The sequence below is a fragment of the Actinokineospora cianjurensis genome (genome assembly GCF_003663795.1).
In the GTDB taxonomy this organism is placed as follows: domain Bacteria; phylum Actinomycetota; class Actinomycetes; order Mycobacteriales; family Pseudonocardiaceae; genus Actinokineospora; species Actinokineospora terrae.
In genome coordinates this window covers 143,243-161,835 of record NZ_RCDD01000010.1, presented here as the reverse complement: position 1 = coordinate 161,835, position 18,593 = coordinate 143,243, and the positions used below count along the sequence as shown (strand labels likewise).

The 18,593-nt window shown below is 71.6% G+C and carries 15 protein-coding genes; 5 read left to right on the top strand and 10 right to left on the bottom strand.

The features are described from left to right. Positions 1-627 precede the first annotated feature (627 nt). Both CLV68_RS32290 and CLV68_RS32285 read left to right on the top strand, forming a co-directional pair. Positions 628-1,197 (top strand): snapalysin family zinc-dependent metalloprotease, encoded by a 570-nt coding sequence (locus CLV68_RS32290; RefSeq protein ID WP_121394833.1) that lies wholly within the window; start codon positions 628-630, stop codon positions 1,195-1,197. Positions 1,198-1,316: 119 nt separating this feature from the next. Next, complete coding sequence (locus CLV68_RS32285) at positions 1,317-2,198, top strand: hypothetical protein (protein WP_121394815.1); 882 nt, start codon at positions 1,317-1,319, stop codon at positions 2,196-2,198. Positions 2,199-2,243: 45 nt separating this feature from the next. Here CLV68_RS32285 and paaZ read toward each other — a convergent pair whose 3' ends face one another. Beyond that, complete coding sequence (gene paaZ, locus CLV68_RS32280; RefSeq protein WP_121394814.1) at positions 2,244-4,271, bottom strand: phenylacetic acid degradation bifunctional protein PaaZ; 2,028 nt, start codon at positions 4,269-4,271, stop codon at positions 2,244-2,246. A gap of 424 nt (positions 4,272-4,695) precedes the next feature. On the opposite strand from paaZ, the gene CLV68_RS32275 reads away from it, so the two are divergent. Next, entirely contained in the window at positions 4,696-5,412 is a 717-nt protein-coding gene (locus CLV68_RS32275) for a S1 family peptidase (RefSeq protein WP_121394813.1), read from the top strand. A gap of 68 nt (positions 5,413-5,480) precedes the next feature. On the opposite strand, the gene CLV68_RS32270 is transcribed toward CLV68_RS32275, so the two are convergent. The 7 genes from CLV68_RS32270 to CLV68_RS32240 form a co-directional block, all read right to left on the bottom strand. Beyond that, positions 5,481-6,131, bottom strand: coding sequence for an HNH endonuclease family protein (locus tag CLV68_RS32270; protein ID WP_121394832.1), 651 nt, complete (start codon positions 6,129-6,131; stop codon positions 5,481-5,483). Positions 6,132-6,411: 280 nt separating this feature from the next. Next, positions 6,412-8,037 carry a solute symporter family protein gene (locus tag CLV68_RS32265; RefSeq protein ID WP_121394812.1) on the bottom strand — a complete coding sequence of 542 codons (1,626 nt, stop codon included), beginning with the start codon at positions 8,035-8,037 and terminating at the stop codon, positions 6,412-6,414. Beyond that, entirely contained in the window at positions 8,034-8,381 is a 348-nt protein-coding gene (locus CLV68_RS32260; protein ID WP_121394811.1) for a DUF485 domain-containing protein, read from the bottom strand. Before CLV68_RS32260 ends, CLV68_RS32265 begins: the two co-directional genes overlap by 4 nt. A 64-nt stretch (positions 8,382-8,445) precedes the next feature. After that, the gene (locus CLV68_RS32255; protein WP_121394810.1) at positions 8,446-10,197 is read right to left on the bottom strand and encodes a sodium/solute symporter; all 1,752 of its coding nucleotides are present in this window, start codon (positions 10,195-10,197) and stop codon (positions 8,446-8,448) included. Next, positions 10,194-10,544: a hypothetical protein gene (locus tag CLV68_RS32250; RefSeq protein ID WP_121394809.1), complete on the bottom strand. Its 351-nt coding sequence runs from the start codon at positions 10,542-10,544 to the stop codon at positions 10,194-10,196. The genes CLV68_RS32255 and CLV68_RS32250 overlap by 4 nt, the downstream gene beginning before the upstream one ends. An 871-nt stretch (positions 10,545-11,415) precedes the next feature. After that, entirely contained in the window at positions 11,416-12,180 is a 765-nt protein-coding gene (locus CLV68_RS32245) for a LytR/AlgR family response regulator transcription factor (RefSeq protein WP_121394808.1), read from the bottom strand. After that, positions 12,177-13,256: a sensor histidine kinase gene (locus tag CLV68_RS32240; RefSeq protein ID WP_121394807.1), complete on the bottom strand. Its 1,080-nt coding sequence runs from the start codon at positions 13,254-13,256 to the stop codon at positions 12,177-12,179. Before CLV68_RS32240 ends, CLV68_RS32245 begins: the two co-directional genes overlap by 4 nt. Positions 13,257-13,934: 678 nt before the next feature. Here CLV68_RS32240 and CLV68_RS32235 point away from each other — a divergent pair. Together CLV68_RS32235 and CLV68_RS32230 are read left to right on the top strand one after the other, a co-directional pair. After that, a complete protein-coding gene (locus CLV68_RS32235) occupies positions 13,935-16,025 on the top strand; it encodes an NACHT domain-containing protein (RefSeq protein ID WP_147460254.1) in 2,091 nt (696 codons plus the stop codon). Beyond that, positions 16,025-16,276 (top strand): hypothetical protein, encoded by a 252-nt coding sequence (locus CLV68_RS32230; protein WP_147460253.1) that lies wholly within the window; start codon positions 16,025-16,027, stop codon positions 16,274-16,276. Before CLV68_RS32235 ends, CLV68_RS32230 begins: the two co-directional genes overlap by 1 nt. A gap of 18 nt (positions 16,277-16,294) precedes the next feature. Here CLV68_RS32230 and CLV68_RS32225 read toward each other — a convergent pair whose 3' ends face one another. Both CLV68_RS32225 and CLV68_RS32220 read right to left on the bottom strand, forming a co-directional pair. Next, positions 16,295-16,543 (bottom strand): hypothetical protein, encoded by a 249-nt coding sequence (locus tag CLV68_RS32225; protein WP_121394804.1) that lies wholly within the window; start codon positions 16,541-16,543, stop codon positions 16,295-16,297. Between the two features lie 172 nt (positions 16,544-16,715). Further along, positions 16,716-18,587: an ABC transporter ATP-binding protein gene (locus tag CLV68_RS32220; protein ID WP_246010238.1), complete on the bottom strand. Its 1,872-nt coding sequence runs from the start codon at positions 18,585-18,587 to the stop codon at positions 16,716-16,718. Between the last annotated feature and the right edge of the window lie 6 nt (positions 18,588-18,593).

The window sequence follows — 18,593 nt, the reverse complement described above, 5'->3', positions numbered from 1 at the left end:
CATCTCAAAGGAACCCACAAATGGGGTTCAATCATTCAAGCTCTACTGGCTTAAATCGGCACACTGTTGAGTTCTCAAACAACACACGCACATCCGAATCAACCGCCACCCAGGGCGACCTCATCCGAGGCTGGTTACCGCTGAAGTTCTTGTGTCCGCTCCGTTCCGGTTTTCCCGGCCCGTTCCGCTGACAAGAAGAAAGTTACACGGCCGCCAACGCGGGATCAAATCGGGGGTCCCCCAACGCCAACGGCGGCCACGAAACCCTTGTGCCGCAACGCATCCACGACAACCACCGGTACCGCACCGACGAACCGGCCGACACGCCCCGAACACCGCCCGGAAGCAGAGTTTCCGCTGATCACGATAGCCGCGCGGACACCCGCCGTTCACTTATGGAGGTTCCCCACCCTGGGAAAGTCAAACCCTGTGATCGCGGTCACTATTGCACTGGATCTCCAGGAGCACCGAGTACCCATGGTCACGGGGCACCGCGTCGACCGGGTGCCCCGTGCGTTGAGCAGCGGCAGGTTCGACGTCGTCGCCGTCCCTTCGGCGTGGCCGACCGCATGGCAACCACCCGGGTTCGACCCGTCCCGGCGGGTCGCACAACACCAGGAGATACCCATGCAACGACGAACGCTCGCGTTGATCGCGGCGAACGCCTTCCTCGGCGCCGCCGTCGTGGTCGGGGTCGCCACCCCGGCCACCGCGGCCCAGGACTCGGCGGCTCTGGTCACCACCCTGACCTACGACGACTCCGGCGCCAGCCAGTACCGCACCGAGATCGCCGCGGCCGCGGGCATCTGGAACGCGGCCGCGCCGAACGTCAAGATCGTGAAGGCCACCTCGGGCCAGCGGGTCAACATCCGCATCGTGTCCGACCCGGGCTGGCCGCGGGCCACCCTCGGACCGGTCCGCTCCACCGGATCGGCGCAGGTGTGGTTCGGCAAGCAGGCCGTCGACCAGGGCTACAACAAGACCCGCATCATCACCCACGAGCTCGGCCACAACCTCGGCCTGCCCGACAACCGGACCGGGCTGTGCTCGGACCTGATGTCGGGCAGCTCCGCCCCGGTCAGCTGCGCGAACGCGCAGCCGAGCGCGGCGGAGCGGGCGCGGGTGCAGCGCAACTACGCGACCGGGATCGCGGCGAACCAGCAGCCGCTGACCGTCGTCATCCACGACGCGGCCTGATCCACCGCCGACGGCGGCCGTCCCCACCGGGGGCGGCCGCCGTCGCACATCCGGGGTGAACCGGACCGGCCCCGGCCCCGTGTGGGGTGCGTACCTTCGATCCCCACGGGAGACACCCGATGCGCAAGCTGATCCTGACCGTGTCCGCCATCGCCCTCGCCGCAGGACTCGCCGCGTGCGGTCAGGAGCAGACCGTCCCCGGCGCGGCCCAGTCCGCCGCTCAGTCCACAGTGGACATCGAGCAGAAGGCGGCGGCCGTCGCGCTCACCGCGGGCCTCACGACCGCGCGGTCCGCCGAGGTGGGCGCGTTCGTGACCGATGGCGACGGCCGTTCGCTCTACCGGTTCGACAAGGACACCGCGAAGCCGCCGACGACCGCGTGCGCCGGTGAGTGCGCCACCGCGTGGCCGCCGGTGATGGTCGAGGACCCGACCGCGCTGCGGGTGACCGGGATCGATCCGACGCTGCTCGGCACCATCGAGCGCCCCGAGGGCGGCAGGCAGCTGACGATCGCGGGCTGGCCCGCCTACCGCTTCGCCAAGGACGTGGCGTCCGGTGACCTCAAGGGCCAGGGCGCGGGCGGCACCTGGTTCGCGTTCCAGCCGGACGGCAAGAAGGCCGTGGCGAAGACGGCGGAGGCGGCCAGGACGGTGCCGCTGACGGTGATGAAGGTCGGCAAGCTGGGGCAGATCGTCACCGACCAGGCGGGCATGACCCTCTACCGGTTCGACAAGGACACCGCCAAGCCGTCGACCACGACCTGCGTCGGTGACTGCGCGGTCAAGTGGCCGCCGGTGCTGCTGCCCGACGGCGCGGCGGTCGCCGGGCTGGACCCGTCGGTGGTCGGCAGCGTGACCAGGCCGGACGGCGCCAAGCAGGTCACGGTGGGCGGCTGGCCGGTCTACCGCTTCTCCGGCGACAAGGTCCCGTGCGACACCAACGGCCAGGGCGTCGGCGGCACCTGGTTCGCCCTGGACGCGACGGGCGCCAAGGTCAAGTAGCCCCACAGCAGGAGGCGACCCCGGGCGGGGTCGCCTCCTGTGCTGTCAGGACTTGGCGACGAGGGTGAGCACGTCGTAGCGGGCGGCGGAGGTGCCGTCCTGCTTGGTGACGTCGGCGTCCCAGCGGACCTCGCCGTACTCGGCGTTCTCCCTGGGGATGATCTGCTTGGCGGTCAGCGTCACCGTCAGCTCGTCACCGGGGAACACCGGGGTGGTGAAGCGCAGGTTCTCCAGGCCGTAGTTGGCCAGCACCGGGCCGGGTTCCGGGGAGACGAACAGGCCCGCGGCGAAGGAGACGACCAGGTAGCCGTGGGCGACGATGCCGCCGAAGAACTCGTTGGCCGCGGCCGCCTCGGGGTTGGTGTGGGCGTAGAAGGTGTCGCCGGTGAACTCGGAGAAGTGGTCGATGTCGGCCTGGGTGACGGTGCGGGGGCCCGCGGTCACGCTGTCGCCGACGCGCAGCTCGGCCAGCGACTTGCGGAACGGGTGCACCTCGCCCTCGACGCGGGGCGCGCCGGGGACCCACTCCCCCGTGATCGCCGCGAGCACCCGGGGGCTGGCCTGGATCGCGGTGCGCTGCAGGTGGTGCAAGACGCCGCGGATGCCGCCCATCTCCTCGCCGCCGCCCGCGCGACCGGGGCCGCCGTGGATAAGAGCGGGCAGCGGGGAGCCGTGTCCGGTGGACTCCTTGGCGTTGTCGGTGTCGAGCACCAGCAGCCGGCCGTGCCACGGCGCGACGCCGAGGGTGACGGCGGTGGCGAAGTCAACGTCACCGGTGACGATGGAGCCGACGAGGCTGCCCTGGCCGCGCGCGGCTAGCTCTACCACCTCGTCGACGCCGTCGTAGGGCAAGAGGGTGCTGACCGGGCCAAACGCCTCGACCTCGTGCGGCTCGGCGCGGCCAGGGTCGTCAGCGCGTACGAGCAGCGGGGACAGGAACGCGCCGCGCTCGGAGTCGGCGTCGACGGTGTCGACCCGGTCGAGGTTGCCGTAGACGAGGGTGCCCGCGTCGGTGAGGGCGCGGACCGAGCGGCGGACCTCCTCGCGCTGGTCGAGGCTGGCGAGGGCGCCCATCCGGACGTCCGGGTTGGCCGGGTTGCCGATGGCGATCTTGGCCAGGCGGGCGGTGACGGCGTCGGTCACGGCGTCCAGTTGGCCGCTCGGCACGAACGCGCGGCGGATGGCCGTGCACTTCTGCCCCGCCTTGACCGTCATCTCCGCGACCAGCTGCTTGACGAACAGGTCGAACTCGGGGGTGCCGTCGGTGGCGTCGGGACCCAGGATCGAGCAGTTGAGCGAGTCGGCCTCGGCGGTGAACCGCACGGAGTTGGCGATGACGACCGGGTGGCCGCGCAGCTTGCGCGCCGTGCCCGCCGAGCCGGTGAAGCCGACCAGGTCCTGCGGGGTGAGGTGGTCGAGCAGGTCGCCCGCGCTGCCGCTGACCAGCTGGAGGCTGCCCTCGGGGAGGGCACCGGAGGCGAGCATCAGCTCGACCAGGCCGGCGGTGACGTAGGCGGTCTGGCTGGCGGGCTTGATCAGGCTGGGGACGCCCGCCAGGAACGCGGGGGCGAACTTCTCCAGCGGTCCCCAGACGGGGAAGTTGAACGCGTTGATCTGCACCGCGACGCCGTGCAGCGGGGCGGCGATGTGGCGGCCGACGAAGGTGCCCTCGCGGCTGAGGCGCTCGACCGGGCCCTCGGCGAGGACCTTGGCGTTCGGGAGTTCGCGGCGGCCCTTGCCGCTGTAGGTGAACAGGACTCCGATGCCGCCGTCGATGTCGACGAGCGAGTCGCGCTGGGTGGCGCCGGTGCGGGCGGACAGGGCGTAGAGCTCGGCCTTGTGCTCGGTGAGGTAGGTCGCGAGGACCTTGAGCAGGGCGGCGCGCTGGTGGAAGGTCAGCTCCCGCAGCGCGGGCCCGCCGATCCGGCGGCCGTGCTCGAGCGCGGCGCGCATGTCGACGCCGTCGGAGGAGATCCGGGCTACCTCGTCACCGGTGACCGCGTCCAGCAGCGGGGTGCCGTCCACGCCGGGGGTGTGCCATCGGCCGGATACGTAGCTGCGCAGCAGCGCCATCGGGGTCGACCTCCTGAGTCGATCGCGGACGCGGCCTCGTCGCCGCGCCCCGCGAGCCCGATGCTAGTGGCGGCGGACCCCGGCAGCGGCCGGGCGCGAACCCCGGCACCCCACGCGGCCCCCTCGGGTGAATGTGAAAACACATTCACGCAATCCGGGGGTCGTCGTTACCAATTGCCAATTCGGTGAATGTGAACGCGGTGGGAACATCCGACCCTTGCGATTAGCCGGTTTTGGGTGAAAAAGTGGCTTCCGGACGGTGTGACGGTCCGAGTGCGCACGGTGCCAGGACTAGCTGACCTGGGGTTCCCCCGGGCGCGTCGATCGGATCGGGCCGCTGTCGCCGAAGTCCACACGGGGCCGACTCTGTGGACGATTCCCGATTCACCCCTGCCGCGGCCTCGGCCGCAGAATCGAGAAACGCATGAAGAAGACCAAGTTCGCTGTGGCGATCGCCAGTGCCGCGCTCGCGGTGCTGGCCGCGGCGCCGACCTCGTCGGCGGCGCCCGCCGGGGACCCGGTGCTGACCCCCGCCATCATCGGTGGCGGTACGGCGAGCAACGCGCCCTGGGCGGCGCGGCTGTTCAGCAACGGCCAGCAGTCCTGCTCGGCGACCATCATCGCCCCGCAGTACATCCTGACCGCCAAGCACTGCGTGGCCAGCGGCACGATCAGCTTCCGGGTCGGCAGCCTCGACCAGACCACCGGTGGCACCACCGCCAACGCCTCGCAGATCTACCGGCACTCCGCGTCGGACCTGGCCATCGCGCGCCTGGACCGCAGCGTCTCGGCGACCTACGCGCCGCTGGGCACCACCGCCGACGCCCGCGTCGGCCAGCAGGTCCAGGTCTACGGCTGGGGTGCCACCTGCACCGGCCAGCCCGAGATCAACTGCCAGTCGCGCTACCTCAAGGTCGCGACCGTGCAGGTGACCTCGACCAACGCGCGCGACGCCTACAACGGTGTCGCCGTGCAGGCCCGCCGGGTCAACGGCATCACCGCCGGTGGCGACTCGGGTGGCCCGATGTTCGGCAACGGCCGCCAGATCGGCGTCGCCTCCACCAGCGACCGGCAGAGCATCACCAACTACACCTCGGTGGGCTCCTACCGCAGCTGGATCCAGAGCATCGCGGGCGTCTGATCGAGACCCCGTAGGGAGGGCCGCGACCACTGGTCGCGGCCCTCTCTCTCGTTAGCGGGACGGGTGCTTCACGGGCAGGTGTTGAGCATCCGGGTCAGCTCGGCGAGTTCGACGTCGTCGACGCTGAGCTGGTACTTGGTCTTCACCGCGACGTAGCCGGTGGCGTAGTCGCACCAGTACTCGCGCATCGGCCGCCACTTGCCGGGGTCGCCGTCGCTCTTCTGCTGGTTGGAGCGCGCGGACACCGCGACCAGGTTGACCGGGTCGTTGTAGTAAGCCTTGCGCTGGGCGCCGGTCCAGTCGCGGGCGCCGGAGCGGGCGGCCTCGGCGAGCGGCACGATGTGGTCGATCTGCAGGTCGGCCGGGTCCTTGGTGGTGACCCCGTCGTAGCGGCTGGTCCAGCAGAACGCCCTGGGGCAGGTCGACTTGCACCTGCCGTCCACGGTCTCGCCGTCGCCGTCGCGCACCAGGATCTGCTCACGGGTGCTGCAGCTGTTGGACCGGTCGGTGACCCACTCGCCCCACTCGTCGCGGTTGTAGTGAGCGCCGGTGTCTTCCGGGCGCGGTTGGCCTAACGCGGCGAGTTGGGCCTGATGGTTGCCTGCCGCGCCGGGGGCCGGTGCGGGGACCGAGGTGCCGCCCGCGCCGAGCGCGTTGGGGTCACAGCCGGTCAGCACGAGGGTGGCGAGCACGGCCAGGGTGGGGACAACGGAACGCATGATCACTCCCGAGATGCAGGATTGACTGCATACATTCCATTGATCATCTCCCGATCGCGGGAGGCGCGCCGAACGGTGACGCATGATCGCGGGCACACGCGCGAAGGCCCCGTCGGCCGCTGTATCACTCTCTCCCGCCACCCACCCCCTCGTCCCCGCCTGGCACCGTCACTGCCCAGGAACGGGTGAAGGCCCCGTCGGCCGCAGGGGAGCCGACGGGGCCTTCACCTCACCCCGGCCTGACGACAGGTACCCGTCAGGCCGGGACATCAATCAACTGTCAATGAGACGTCGCTTTCTCGGCGCCGGTGCCGGTGAGGGCGCGGACCTCCATCTCGGCGTACTTGTCGTCGCGGCGTTCCTTGGACAGGACGGTGCCGAGGAAGCCGAGCAGGAAGGCCAGCGGGATGGAGACCAGGCCGGGGTTCTCCAGCGGGAACCAGTGGAAGTCGACGCCCTGGATCATCGACGGTGTGGCGGCCGTCGACGGTTTGCCGGACACCGCGGGCGAGAACACGATCAGCACGATGCTCGCCACGAGGCCGCCGTAGGTGCTCCACAGCGCGCCGGAGGTGTTGAACCGCTTCCAGAACAGCGAGTACAGGATGGTCGGCAGGTTCGCCGACGCCGCCACCGCGAACGCCAGCGCCACCAGGAACGCCACGTTCTGCCCGTTGGCCACGATCCCGCCGACGATGGCGACGATCCCGATCACCACCGCGGTGATCCTGGCGACCCTGACCTCGGCGTTCTTGTCGGTCAGCTTGTCCTTCTTGATGATGTTGGCGTAGATGTCGTGGGCGAAGGAGGCCGACGCGGTGATGGTCAGCCCGGCGACCACGGCGAGGATGGTGGCGAAGGCGACCGCGGCGATCAGTCCCAACAGGACCGGTCCGCCCAGCGCCTGGGCCAGCAGCGGCGCCGCGGAGTTGCCCTTGCCCGGCGCGTTCCTGATGGCCTCGGGGCCGACGATGGCACCGGCGCCGTAGCCCAGGACCAGGGTGAACAGGTAGAAGATGCCGATCAGCCAGATCGCCCAGACCACCGAGCGGCGGGCTTCCTTCGCGGTGGGCACGGTGTAGAAGCGCATCAGGATGTGCGGCAGGCCCGCGGTGCCGAGCACGAGCGCCAGGCCGAGGGACAGGAAGTCGAGCTTGCTGGTCCCGGTGGCGCCGTACTGCTTGCCGGGGCTCAGCAGCGCCTCACCGGTCTTGCCGCCCGCGTCGACGGCGCTGCCGAGCAGGCTGGAGAGGTTGAAGCCGAACTTGGCCAGCACCCAGATGGTCATCGCCAGCGCGCCGGTGATCAGCAGCGCCGCCTTGATGATCTGCACCCACGTGGTGCCCTTCATGCCGCCGACCAGCACGTAGACGATCATGATGACGCCGACCGCGGCGATCACCACGGCCTGGCCGGTCTTGTTGGTGATGCCCAGCAGCAGCGCGACCAGGCCGCCCGCGCCCGCCATCTGGGCCAGCAGGTAGAAGAAGGAGACCACCAGCGTCGAGGTGGCCGCGGCGGCGCGGACCGGGCGCTGGCGCATCCGGAACGCCAGCACGTCGCCCATCGTGTACTTGCCGGTGTTGCGCAGCAGTTCGGCGACCAGCAGCAGCGCGACCAGCCAGGCGACCAGGAAGCCGATGGAGTAGAGGAAGCCGTCGTAGCCGTTGAGCGCGATGGCGCCCGCGATGCCCAGGAACGAGGCGGCGGAGAGGTAGTCGCCCGCGATGGCGACGCCGTTCTGCGGTCCGGTGAAGGCGCGGCCCGCGGCGTAGTAGTCGGCGGCGGTCTTGGTGTTGCGGCTGGCGCGGAACACCACCACGAGGGTGATCGCGACGAAGGCGGCGAAGATGCCGATGTTGAGGGCGGGGTTGTTGCCGGTGACCCCGGCGGCGACGGCGCTCACTGTGCTGCCCCTCCCTCGACGGACTCGCGGATCCGGGTGGCCAGCGGGTCCAGTTTGCGGTCGGCGTAGCGCACGTAGAGGCTGGTGATCACGAAGGTGGAGACGAACTGGAGCAGGCCGAGCACGAGGCCGACGGTGATGTTGCCGACGAGCTTGGTGGCCATGAACCCGTGCGCGTAGTCGGCGAGCAGGACGTAGACCAGGTACCAGACCAGGAACAGCACGGTCATCGGGAACACGAACCGGCGTAATCTGCCGCGCAGTTCGACGAACTCCGCCGAGTCGTGCACCTTCTCCCAGTCGACCGCGGTGCTGTCGGGCTCGGGTTGGTTCGGTGTGCTCATCGGGCGCCTCCCCTCGATGGTGGTCCGCGTCACGGTAGGGAGGGCGCTCGGCGGCCGGGAGAGGTCAGCGGCCCAAACGACGGATGACGCGACGAGTGGCCGACGAACGGCGGGTCGGGGACGACGAGTGGCCTGGGTCACGGCCGGTGTCGCGCCGTTCCCGCAGGTGCAGCCGCAACATGGCGGCCTGCGACCAGGCCGGGGGCCTGCCGAGCAGCGACACCCCGACCATGGTGGCGAAGGCGAGCGGCACCGCCCACGGCGCGGGCTGGGCGATGAGGATCGCGGGCAGCCCCGACACCGGCGGGCCGAACAGGGCGAACGCGATCGCGCCCGCCGTTCCCGCGAGCCCGGCGGCGACCCCGGCGATGGCGCCCGCCGCGGTGAGCCTGGACCACCAGATGCCCAGCACCAGCAACGGGCAGAAGGTGGCGGCCGCGACGGTGAACCCCCAGGTGACCAGCACGCCCGCGTCCAACCTCGCCGAGGGCAGCGCGAGCAGGACCACCACGGCGGCCGCGGCGACGACGGTGAACCGGAGCCTGGCCAGGCCGCCGGGCACCAGGTCGTGCGAGATGGCGCCTGCGACGACGAGCAGCAACCCGAGCGAGGTGGCCAGGAACGCGGCGAACGCGCCAGCGGTGAGCAGGCCGGTGAACACGGTGCCGGTCAGCCCGTCGTCCACTTGGGAGGGTAGGGCGACGACGGCGGTGTCGGTGGCGCCGGAGAGGTAGAGCTGCGGGACGAGGACCTTGGCGAGGGTGCCGTAGATGCCGGGGAACAGGTAGAAGACGCTGAGCAGGCCGACGGTGATCGCGGCGGTGCGGCGGGCGGCGCGGCCGTCGGGGCTGGTGTGGAAGCGCATCAGCACGTGCGGCAGCCCCATGGTGCCGAGCATGGTCGCGATCAGGACGGCCCAGGTGCCCAGGACGGGGTGGCCCGCGTCGTGCGGGTCGAGCAGGGGGCGCTGCCAGTCGGGCCCGCCGGGAGCCGCGCCGCCGCGGACGCCGGGGACGGGTGCGCCCGCGGGGAAGACCAGGGTGGTGCCTTCCGAGACGCGGTACTCCCCCGCTGGGATCGGGATGGGGGCGCCGGTGGCGGACTGGACGGTCAGCGGGTCGTCGAGCAGGAGGGTCACCTCGAGGCCGAAGTCCACCGGGGTATCGCGGGTGAAGTGGGTGAACTCGACCGGGTGCACGGCCTCGTGGCGCACCTGCGGGCCGACCTCGAGCAGCAGCCAGATCGCGGGGACGATGAACAGCACCAACTTGAAGCAGAACTGGAACGCCTGCACGTAGGTCGCCGCCCGCATCCCGCCGACGGCCAGCGTCACGCTCACCACGACCGCGGCGATCACCACCCCCACCCAGTACGGACCGTCGCTGACGACGCTGAGCACGAGCCCGGCGGTGCGGAACTGGGGCACGAGGTAGAGGCCCGCGATCACCAGCACGGTCACGGCGGCGAGCTTGCGCAACGGGGTGGAGGCCAGCCTGGCCTCGGCGAAGTCGGGGACGGTGACCGCGCCGGACCGCCGCATCGGGGCTGCGACCAGGACGAGCATCGCGACGTAGCCCGCGGTGAAGCCGACCGGGTACCAGAGCGCGCCCATGCCGTCCTTGACCACGAGGCCCGCTACGCCGAGGAAAGAGGCGGCGGAGAGGTACTCACCTGACACGGCGGCCGAGTTGAGCAGCGGGGAGACGCGACGGGAGGCGACGAGGAAGTCGGACGTGGTGCGCACGGCGGCTACTCCGCGCAGGCCGACCAGGAGGGTGAGCAGCACTACCGGCGCGACCGCGAACAAGGCGATCACTCGGGCTCCTCGGCTCGCTCGGCGCGCCGCAGCTGCCAGCGGGAGATGGCGACCATGGCGGGGAACGGGATGGCGACGATCGCGATCCAGGACAGGGGGATGCCCAGTAGTCGGACGTCGTCCCAGGTGGGGGTGAGGTCCAGGAGGACGGGGAGTCCGAAGAGGAGGGTTGCCAGGGCTGCCAGGGCTGTGAGGGCGGGGGCGCGTTGGGCTCGGTAGACGCGTTGGGCTTGGCGGGTTTCGGCTGGGTCGAGGGTGGGTGGGCGCCAGGCTGTGCGGTGTCGTCTGCGGGCGTGGGCCAGGCGGGTTTGGGGGCTGGTGACGGCGATGCGGCGGTGGGGGGTCATGGTGTCACCGGTTGGCTTGTGCGGCTCTCGTGCTCGGCTTCGCCGTCGACGATCAACGGCTCGCCTGCGGCATTGCGGTGGGGCGCGAGTTTCGAGCTTTGCTCGATGGGGCGAACTTGTTTTGTGCGGGGCCCCTGAACTACCCGTGGCAGGACCGCAAAGCAGGGGCCGAAAAGCATGGCCCTGTCCGCGAACGACGCTACGGCCAGTCCTCCCCCACACAAAACAAGTCCACCCCATCGAGCCAGCCTGGCACCAGCGGATCCGAGGAGCGGTTGTCGGCCAACGTTGTTTGGGGGCGCTTGTTGGCCGACGTTGTTCGGGGGCGGTTGTCGGCCAACGTTGGTGAGGGGCGCGTTGAGGCCAACGATCGTGGCGGGTGCGTGGGGACCAGCATCGCCAAGTCCCAACCGGTTGGGAGCGGAGACACCGAGGGCCGCGCGGGGACCAACGGTGGCGGGCCGTTGCGGCAGTTGTCCACAACGGACGAGCCATCCACAGCCTGGGCGCGAGGGGTATTGACAGGGTCGGGAAGGCGATAGGTTCAGAGATGGGGCCCCGGGCCCCGGGAGGGTGGGCCCCCGGAGCGGAGTTGATCTTGGTTGGGCCGGGAGCGGCGAAGGGCCTGGGGTCGACGTTGTCTGTCTCGGTTGGCTGCCGAGGATGGTGGCGGGTGCGGGTGGGCCGACGTTGTCGGGTCGTTGTGGCGGGTTGTGTCGCGGTTGTCCACAACGGACGAGCCATCCACAGTCCGGGCCCGAGGGGTATTGACAGGAACGGGAAAGCGATACGTTCAGAGATGGGGCCCCGGGCCCCGGGAGGGTGGGCCCCCGGAGTGGAGTTGATCTTGGGCGGGGGGAAGGCAGCGGGGTCATCGTTTGCCTAGTTCGCCGCGTTGGGCGGCTAGGAGGAGGCGTTCGCGGAGTTCTCGGGCGTGGCGGCGGCTGACGGGGACGTCGCCGAGGGCGGTGTGGGCGAGCATGCCGCCGACGGAGTCCGAGCGGAGTTCGCGGACGGCGTCGAGGGCGACGAGGAAGCCGCGGTGGACGCGGGCGAAGCCGGAGCCCTCCCAGTACTCCTGGAGGCGGGAGATCGGCATGCGGACCAGGTGCACGCCCGACGAGGTGTGCAGGCGGACGTAGTCGCCGTGGGCCTCGGCGAACTCGACCTCGGCGCGGCGGACGTAGCGGGTGCGGCCGTCGGACTCGACCGGGAGGGCGGGCATGGCGTCGGGGCGGACGGACTCGGCGACGGTGGCGCGCCGCGCCGCCGTGGCGCGGACGACCCTGGTCAGCGCGTCGGCGAGGCGTTCGGCGCGGACCGGTTTGAGCAGGTAGTCCACGGCGCCGATGCCGTAGGCGGACACCGCGTGGCCGTCGTAGGCGGTGACGAACACGATCACCGGCGGGTCGCTGAGCTTGGCCAGCAACGACGCGAGCTCCAGGCCGTTGAGGCCGGGCATGGAGATGTCGAGGAACACCGCGTCGAACGGCTCGGCCTGGATCACCTTCAGCGCGCTGAGCGCGTCACCGGCGCCGCGCACCTGCTCGACGTCCGGGGCGGCGCGCAGCAACCGGCACAGCTCGTCCAGCGCGGCCCGCACGTCGTCGACGGCCAGCACCCGCACTCCGGTCACGGCACCACCACCCCCGGGGCGAACATCGGCATCCGGACGACCACCTTGGTGCCCGCGTCGCGCTCGGTCTCGACCACCAGCCCGTACCAGGAGCCGTAGACGGTGCGCAGCCTGCGGTCGACGTTGGACAGCCCGACGCTGCCCTCCGGTCCGCGCCCGGCCAGGATCGCCTCGGCGTGCGCGGGGGCCATGCCGACCCCGTCGTCGTCGACGGTGATGACGCAGTCGCCGCCCTCGGCCTCGCCGCGGACCTGGACCAGCCCGCCGGTGGCGCGCGGCTCGACGCCGTGCCGGACGGCGTTCTCCACCAGCGGCTGCAGCACCAGGTACGGGATCGCCACGGCCAGCACCTCGGGGGCGACCCGCACCTGCACGCGCAGCCGCTCACCGAGCACCGCCCGCTGCAGCGCCAGGTACGTCTCGATCGCGTGGAACTCCTCGGCCACGGTGGTGTACTCGCCGTGGCGGGCCAGGCTGTATCGGTTGTAGTCGGCGAAGTCGAGCATCAGCTCGTGCGAGCGCTCCGGGTCGGAGTGCACGAGCGCGGCGATGACGGTGAGCGCGTTGTAGACGAAGTGCGGCGAGATCTCCGCGCGCAGGGCCCGCAGCTCGGCACGGGCGGCGTGCTCGGCGGACGCCTCAAGCCTGGCGCGGCTGAGCGCGGCGACCACGACCTCGGTGGCCTCACGGGTGGCGCGCGCGGGGACCTTGCCCGCGATGAGCAGCGTCCCGGCCAACTCGTCGTGCACGTGCAGCGGGAGGACGACCAGCGGCGGCCTGCCCGCGCGCGCCTCGCTGTGCATGACCTCGTCGACGAGCGCCGCCCAGCGCGTCCCCCCGGGAACCGGCCCCGCCCAGGTCGACCGCCCCGACAGATCCGCCAGCCCCACCGCGTCGGCACCGAGCAACCCCCGCAACCCCCGCGCGGCGGACGCGACCCCGGCACCGGTGAGCCCCTCGGCGAGGTCCTCGGTGACCCGCCTGGCCACGGCCAACACGGCGGCGGGGTCGACCGGGGGTCTTCGGACGAACGGCAGCCGCGCGCGCGGGCGCACTGGCTCGTCGTCCTCCGACATCGCGGGTCCCCTTCGGCAGTTTCGTAGATGTTAAGCGCCCACGGCACACCGGGGTGAGCCTCCCCACGCCCATCGACGGCACCACCAGGTCCTCGACACCCGGAGCCCTGACCCACCGCGGCGGCCGGGTTGTCCACATGGGCTGGACCTGTTCACAGGCCCTCGGTTCACCCTCTTGACAAACGCCGCGAAACGATAGGCTGGATGCGGGTGGCCCCCGGGTGGGTGGGGGTCTGCCGTCCGCCGGGGGTGGTCCGCCAGGGTGGGCGGTGAGCTGGTTTTCGCGGGATGGTCGGGGGTTCTTGGGGGGATCCGGGAGGGTCGGGGTCGGGACACAGCGCTGGGCGGGTGGCGGCTCTTGGGCTGGAACGGCCGAGGGGGCAGGTCCGGGGGTGGCGGCCTAGGTCGGGGTGGCGATCCGTGGCCTGGGAGCGGTCGAGGGTTGGGGGTAGGTCAGAGTGGCGACCCGTGGCCGGAAAGCGGCCGGGGGTTGAGGGGAGATCGGAGTGGGCGACCCACGGCCGGGGGTTCAGGGCAGGTCGGGGTGGCGCGCTTGGGTCGGTGGTTCGCGCGTTGCCGGGCCGGACAACGGCTGCCTCAGCGGGGTGAGCGTGATCGCGGATCGGGCGGCACCACATCGATGACGTCCTCGACCGGGAGCGGCCGCGGTTGCCGGCGGTGATCGGCACCCCCGGCAGCGGCAAGACCACCCTGTTGCGCCACACCGCCCGGCAGATCTGCAAGCAGCAGGGCCGCCGCAGGCGCGTCCCGGTGCTGCTGTACCTGCGCGACCACGTGGACGCGATCACCGCGAAGCCGCCCGCGCGCCTGGCCGACCTGGTCCGGGCAGGCATCGGCGACCTGGCCGCGCTCGAACCGGCGGGGTGGCTGGAGCAGCAGTTGCGCGGCGGGAACTGCGTCGTGCTCCTCGACGGGCTCGACGAGGTGGCCAGGGCGGAGTACCGGCGCGCGGTGTCGGCGTGGGTGGAGCAGCAGACCAGGCAGTACCCGGCCAACGACTTCGTGATCACCTCCCGTCCGCAGGGCTACTCGGAGGCCAAGGTGGAGGGCGCCGCGGTGCTGGCCACCCGCCCGTTGAGCCCGGCGCAGGTCGAGGTGTTCGTGCGGTCCTGGTACACCGCGACCGAGCGGATCACCACCGGCACCCGCGACGAGCACGTCGACGCGGCGGCCACGGCGGCGGCCGACGACCTGCTGATCCGACTGCGCGGCGCGCCGAACCTGGTGGACCTCACCACGAACCCGCTGCTGCTCACCATGATCGCCAACGTCCACCGCTACCGCGGCGCGTTACCCGGGCGGCGGGTGGACCTGTACGGGGAGATCTGCCAGGTGATGCTCTGGCGCCGCCAGGCGGCCAAGCAGCTGCGGCAGGCCATGCCGGGTGAGCGGCTGGAGGTGCTGCTGCGCGCGCTGGCGCACCACATGATGGTCGAGGGGGTGCGCGAGTTGCCCGCGCGGGAGATGGTGGGGGTGTTCGACCAGCTGATGCGGCGGATCTCCACGCCGTTGACCTCGTGGGACGTGCTGGTGGAGGTCGTGGGCACGGGGTTGCTGGTGGAGCGGGAGCAGCTGCGGTACTCCTTCGCCCACCTGACCTTCCAGGAGTACCTGGCCGCGGTGCACATCCGCGACCGCGGCTCGGTGAACACCCTGACCGAGAACGTCAACGACTCGTGGTGGCGGGAGACGACCCTGCTCTACTCGGCGCTGGTGGACGGTGACCAGGTCGTGGCCGCCTGCCTGGACTCCACCAAGGCCGTCGCGCTCGCGCCGGCCTTCGACTGCATCCAGGACGGGGCCGACCTGGACTCGGTGCTGCGCGACCGCACCCTCGACCTGGTCGACCAGGCCCAGCGCGACGACTGCCCCGACGACGTCCGCGCCCTGGTCACCAAGGTGCTGACCACCCGCCTGCTGCGAGACAGCACCCCGCTGGAGAGCGGATCGGCCCAGTGCCGCACACCGGTGCCCAACAACCTGCTGCGGCTGTGGCAGCGGGCCGAGCGGCCCGGCGGCACGGTGCCGTGGAACGACGAGCCCGCGACGGCCGTGCCGTTCTCGGACGCGAGGGCTTTCAGCGCGTGGCTGGCCACCGCGGTCGAGGATCCCGGGATCCGGCTGCCCGCGTCGGAGGAGCTCGGTGAGCGGGTGGTCGCGCCCCTCGGGCATTTCGCGTGGACCTCCGATGGCCTGCACGTGCCGAGCGGGCAGCACCCGCACCACGTCTCGCAGCACCCGCACCACGTCTCGCAGGACGCGCTGCTCGACCAGCTGATGCTGGACCTGGACCCCGAGGTGGAGCACGTCATCGCGCTGCTGCGGGCCCAGGCGGAGGCGAGAGTCGTCTCCGGTCGGGACGAGGCGGCCGACTACCAGCGGTGGATGAAGCCCTTCCTGGCTCGTGCCCGGCTGCGCGCGCCCGACCAGCACATGGACGTCTCGGTCATGCGGCGGGAGATCATCGCCGCCGCCGATGACGCACTGCGCGGCACCAGCCTGGCCGCGCGGGAGCTGTTCGACTGGAGCACAACAGCTCGGACTTCACCCAGGTGGCGGGCTGGACGATCCGCAACTACTACCGCTACGCGCACGGGAAGGCCAGTCATGACGTGGCCTCGCTGTGGTCCGAGCTCGCGCGGGGCTGGCCGGACGAGCCAGTGGCTTGGGAGGGCACCGGGGCCCTGGTCGCCTCCGCGCTCGCGGTCTCGGACAGCCAGCCGTCCCGCGACTCGTGGGAGCGGCTGATGTGGGAACGACTCGTCGACGCCTGCGAGCGGATCGCCGACGGGGCACCGCCGGAGGACGAGGCGTTCCGGCGGGCCCGGGTGATCGCGCTGGTGCTCGCGGCGCAGTCCGACGAGAGCGGCCCGATCCAGCGGATCGCGGCCATGGCCACGGTGATCCAACGCAGGCGGGCCGGGGTGGTGCCCGCGCGCGAGGTCATCGTGCTGGTGCGCGATGCGTGGGCGTCCCTGGGTAACGCACCGCGTGGGTGAGACGGGCAGGCGGTGGGGTCAGCCGGACTTGATGGGGGTGAGGACACCGGTCATGGCGGCCAGGCGGGCGGTGGCTCGGCGGTGCAGGAGGCGGCGGAACTCCTCGGGGGCTCGGGCGCGGTTGACCAGTTCGCCCGCTGCCTGCAGGACCACGGCGGTGACCACGTCGGCGCCGATGGTGGTGTGCGCGCCGACCAGCGCGCAACACGCGTCCTCGGTGATCTGGCGCGGGTCCGGGGTGTTCGCTTGGCGGGCGGCAGGTGGCATTGGTCAAGCATGACGTGGCTGTGAAGTCCCCCGGTTGCCGTAGTGTTACCGCTCCCCTGGCGTTGAGCTGCAAGGCTTCCACGATCGACTGACTGTCCACAGCGGACGAACGGGTGAAGTTGGGAAGGACTTCACCCGTTCGGCGCGCGACAATCGGGTGACGGATCCGGCCTCAGGCGGCGGCGGGGACCTCGTCGGTGAACTGGGTGCGGTACAGCTCGGCGTAGCGGCCGCCCGCGGCGAGCAGGCCCGCGTGGTCGCCGCGTTCGACGATCCGGCCCGCCTCGACGACCAGGATCTGGTCGGCGGCGCGGATGGTGGCCAGCCGGTGCGCGATGACGACGGCGGTGCGCCCGGCGAGCGCCTCGGTGAGCGCGGCCTGCACGGCGGCCTCGGAGGTGGCGTCGAGGTGCGCGGTGGCCTCGTCGAGCACGACGACCCTGGGGCGGGCCAGCAGCAGCCTGGCGATGGTCAGCCGCTGGCGCTCGCCGCCGGAGAGCCGGTAGCCGCGTTCGCCGACGACGGTGTCGAGCCCGTCGGGCAGTGCGGTGACGAGGTCGACGAGCCTGGCCCGGCGCAGCGCGTCCCACAGGTCGTCCTCGTCGGCCTCCGGCCTGGCCAGCAGCAGGTTCGACCGGATCGACTCGTGGAACAGGTGCCCGTCCTGGGTGACCAGGCCGACGGTGTCGCGCACCGACTCGGCGGTCAGGTCCCGCACGTCGACCCCGGAGAGCCGGACCGCGCCGGTGTCGACGTCGTAGAGCCGGTTCATGAGTTGGGCGATGGTGGACTTGCCCGCGCCGGACGAGCCGACCAGGGCCGTCAGCGTGCCCGCCTCGGCGCGGAAGGAGATGTCGTGCAGCACCTGCTCGCCGCCGCGGGTGTCGAGGGTGGCGACCTCCTCCAGCGAGGCGAGCGACACCTTGTCCGCGGCGGGGTAGGCGAAGCCGACGTGGTCGAACTCGACCGCGACCCCGCCCGCGGGCACCGGGCGCGCGTCGGGGGCGTCGGCGATCAGCGGCGGCAGGTCGAGCACCTCGAAGACCCGCTCGAAGCTCACCAGCGCGCTCATCACCTCGACCCTGGCCCCAGCCAGCGCGGTCAGCGGCGCGTAGAGCCTGGTCAGCAGCAGTGCGAGGGCGACGACCGCGCCCGGTTCGAGCGCGCCGGTGAGCGCGAGGTGCCCGCCGAGCCCGTAGACCAGGGCCAGCGCGAGCGCGGAGACGAGGGTCAACGCGGTGACGAACACCGTCTGCACCATCGCCGAGCGCAGCCCGATGTCGCGGACCCTGGCGGCGGTGGCGGCGAACTCGGCCGACTCGTGGTCGGGGCGGCCGAAGAGCTTGACCAGGGTGGCGCCGGGCGCGGAGAACCGCTCGGTCATCCGGGTGCCCATCGCGGCGTTGTGCTCGGCGGCCTCGCGGCGCAGGCCCGCCAGCCGCGTCCCCATCCGGCGCGCGGGGACGACGAACACCGGCAGCAGCACCAGCGCGAGCACGGTGACCTGCCAGGAGATGCCGAGCATCACGACCAGGGTGAGGGTGAGCGTGACGAGGTTGCCGACCACGCCGGAGAGGGTGTCGCTGAACGCGCGCTGGGCGCCGATGACGTCGTTGTTGAGCCTGCTGACCAGGGCGCCGGTGCGGGTGCGGGTGAAGAACGCGACCGGCATCCGCTGCACGTGGTCGAACACCCTGGTGCGCAGGTCCAGGATCAGGCCCTCGCCGATGCCCGCGGACAGGTACCTGGCCAGCAACCCGATCCCGGCCTCGGCCAGCGCGGCGACGGCGATCACAACCGCCAGCCACACCACCACCCCCGGGTCGGCTCGACCGACGATGGCGTCGACCACCCGCCCGGCCAGTACCGGTGCGGCGACCGCCAGCGCCGAGAGCACCACGCTGACCAGCAGGAACCAGCCGATCCGGCGCCGGTGCGGCCGGGCGAAGCCGACCACCCTGCGCAGGGTCGCCGCGGTCGTCGGTCGGCCGTCCACCCTGGTGTTCACCGTGCGGTAGAGCGACTCCCACGCCGCCATCTGCATGTCCAC

Bases quoted from the DNA above. Each gene is read 5' to 3' on its own strand.
- CLV68_RS32290 (WP_121394833.1), top strand. From the start codon at position 628: ATGCAACGACGAACGCTCGCGTTGATCGCGGCGAACGCCTTCCTCGGC.
- CLV68_RS32285 (WP_121394815.1), top strand. From the start codon at position 1,317: ATGCGCAAGCTGATCCTGACCGTGTCCGCCATCGCCCTCGCCGCAGGA.
- paaZ (WP_121394814.1), bottom strand. From the start codon at position 4,271: ATGGCGCTGCTGCGCAGCTACGTATCCGGCCGATGGCACACCCCCGGC.
- CLV68_RS32275 (WP_121394813.1), top strand. From the start codon at position 4,696: ATGAAGAAGACCAAGTTCGCTGTGGCGATCGCCAGTGCCGCGCTCGCG.
- CLV68_RS32270 (WP_121394832.1), bottom strand. From the start codon at position 6,131: ATGCGTTCCGTTGTCCCCACCCTGGCCGTGCTCGCCACCCTCGTGCTG.
- CLV68_RS32260 (WP_121394811.1), bottom strand. From the start codon at position 8,381: ATGAGCACACCGAACCAACCCGAGCCCGACAGCACCGCGGTCGACTGG.
- CLV68_RS32250 (WP_121394809.1), bottom strand. From the start codon at position 10,544: ATGACCCCCCACCGCCGCATCGCCGTCACCAGCCCCCAAACCCGCCTG.
- CLV68_RS32240 (WP_121394807.1), bottom strand. From the start codon at position 13,256: ATGTCGGAGGACGACGAGCCAGTGCGCCCGCGCGCGCGGCTGCCGTTC.
- CLV68_RS32230 (WP_147460253.1), top strand. From the start codon at position 16,025: ATGTGGGAACGACTCGTCGACGCCTGCGAGCGGATCGCCGACGGGGCA.
- CLV68_RS32225 (WP_121394804.1), bottom strand. From the start codon at position 16,543: ATGCCACCTGCCGCCCGCCAAGCGAACACCCCGGACCCGCGCCAGATC.
- CLV68_RS32220 (WP_246010238.1), bottom strand. From the start codon at position 18,587: ATGCAGATGGCGGCGTGGGAGTCGCTCTACCGCACGGTGAACACCAGG.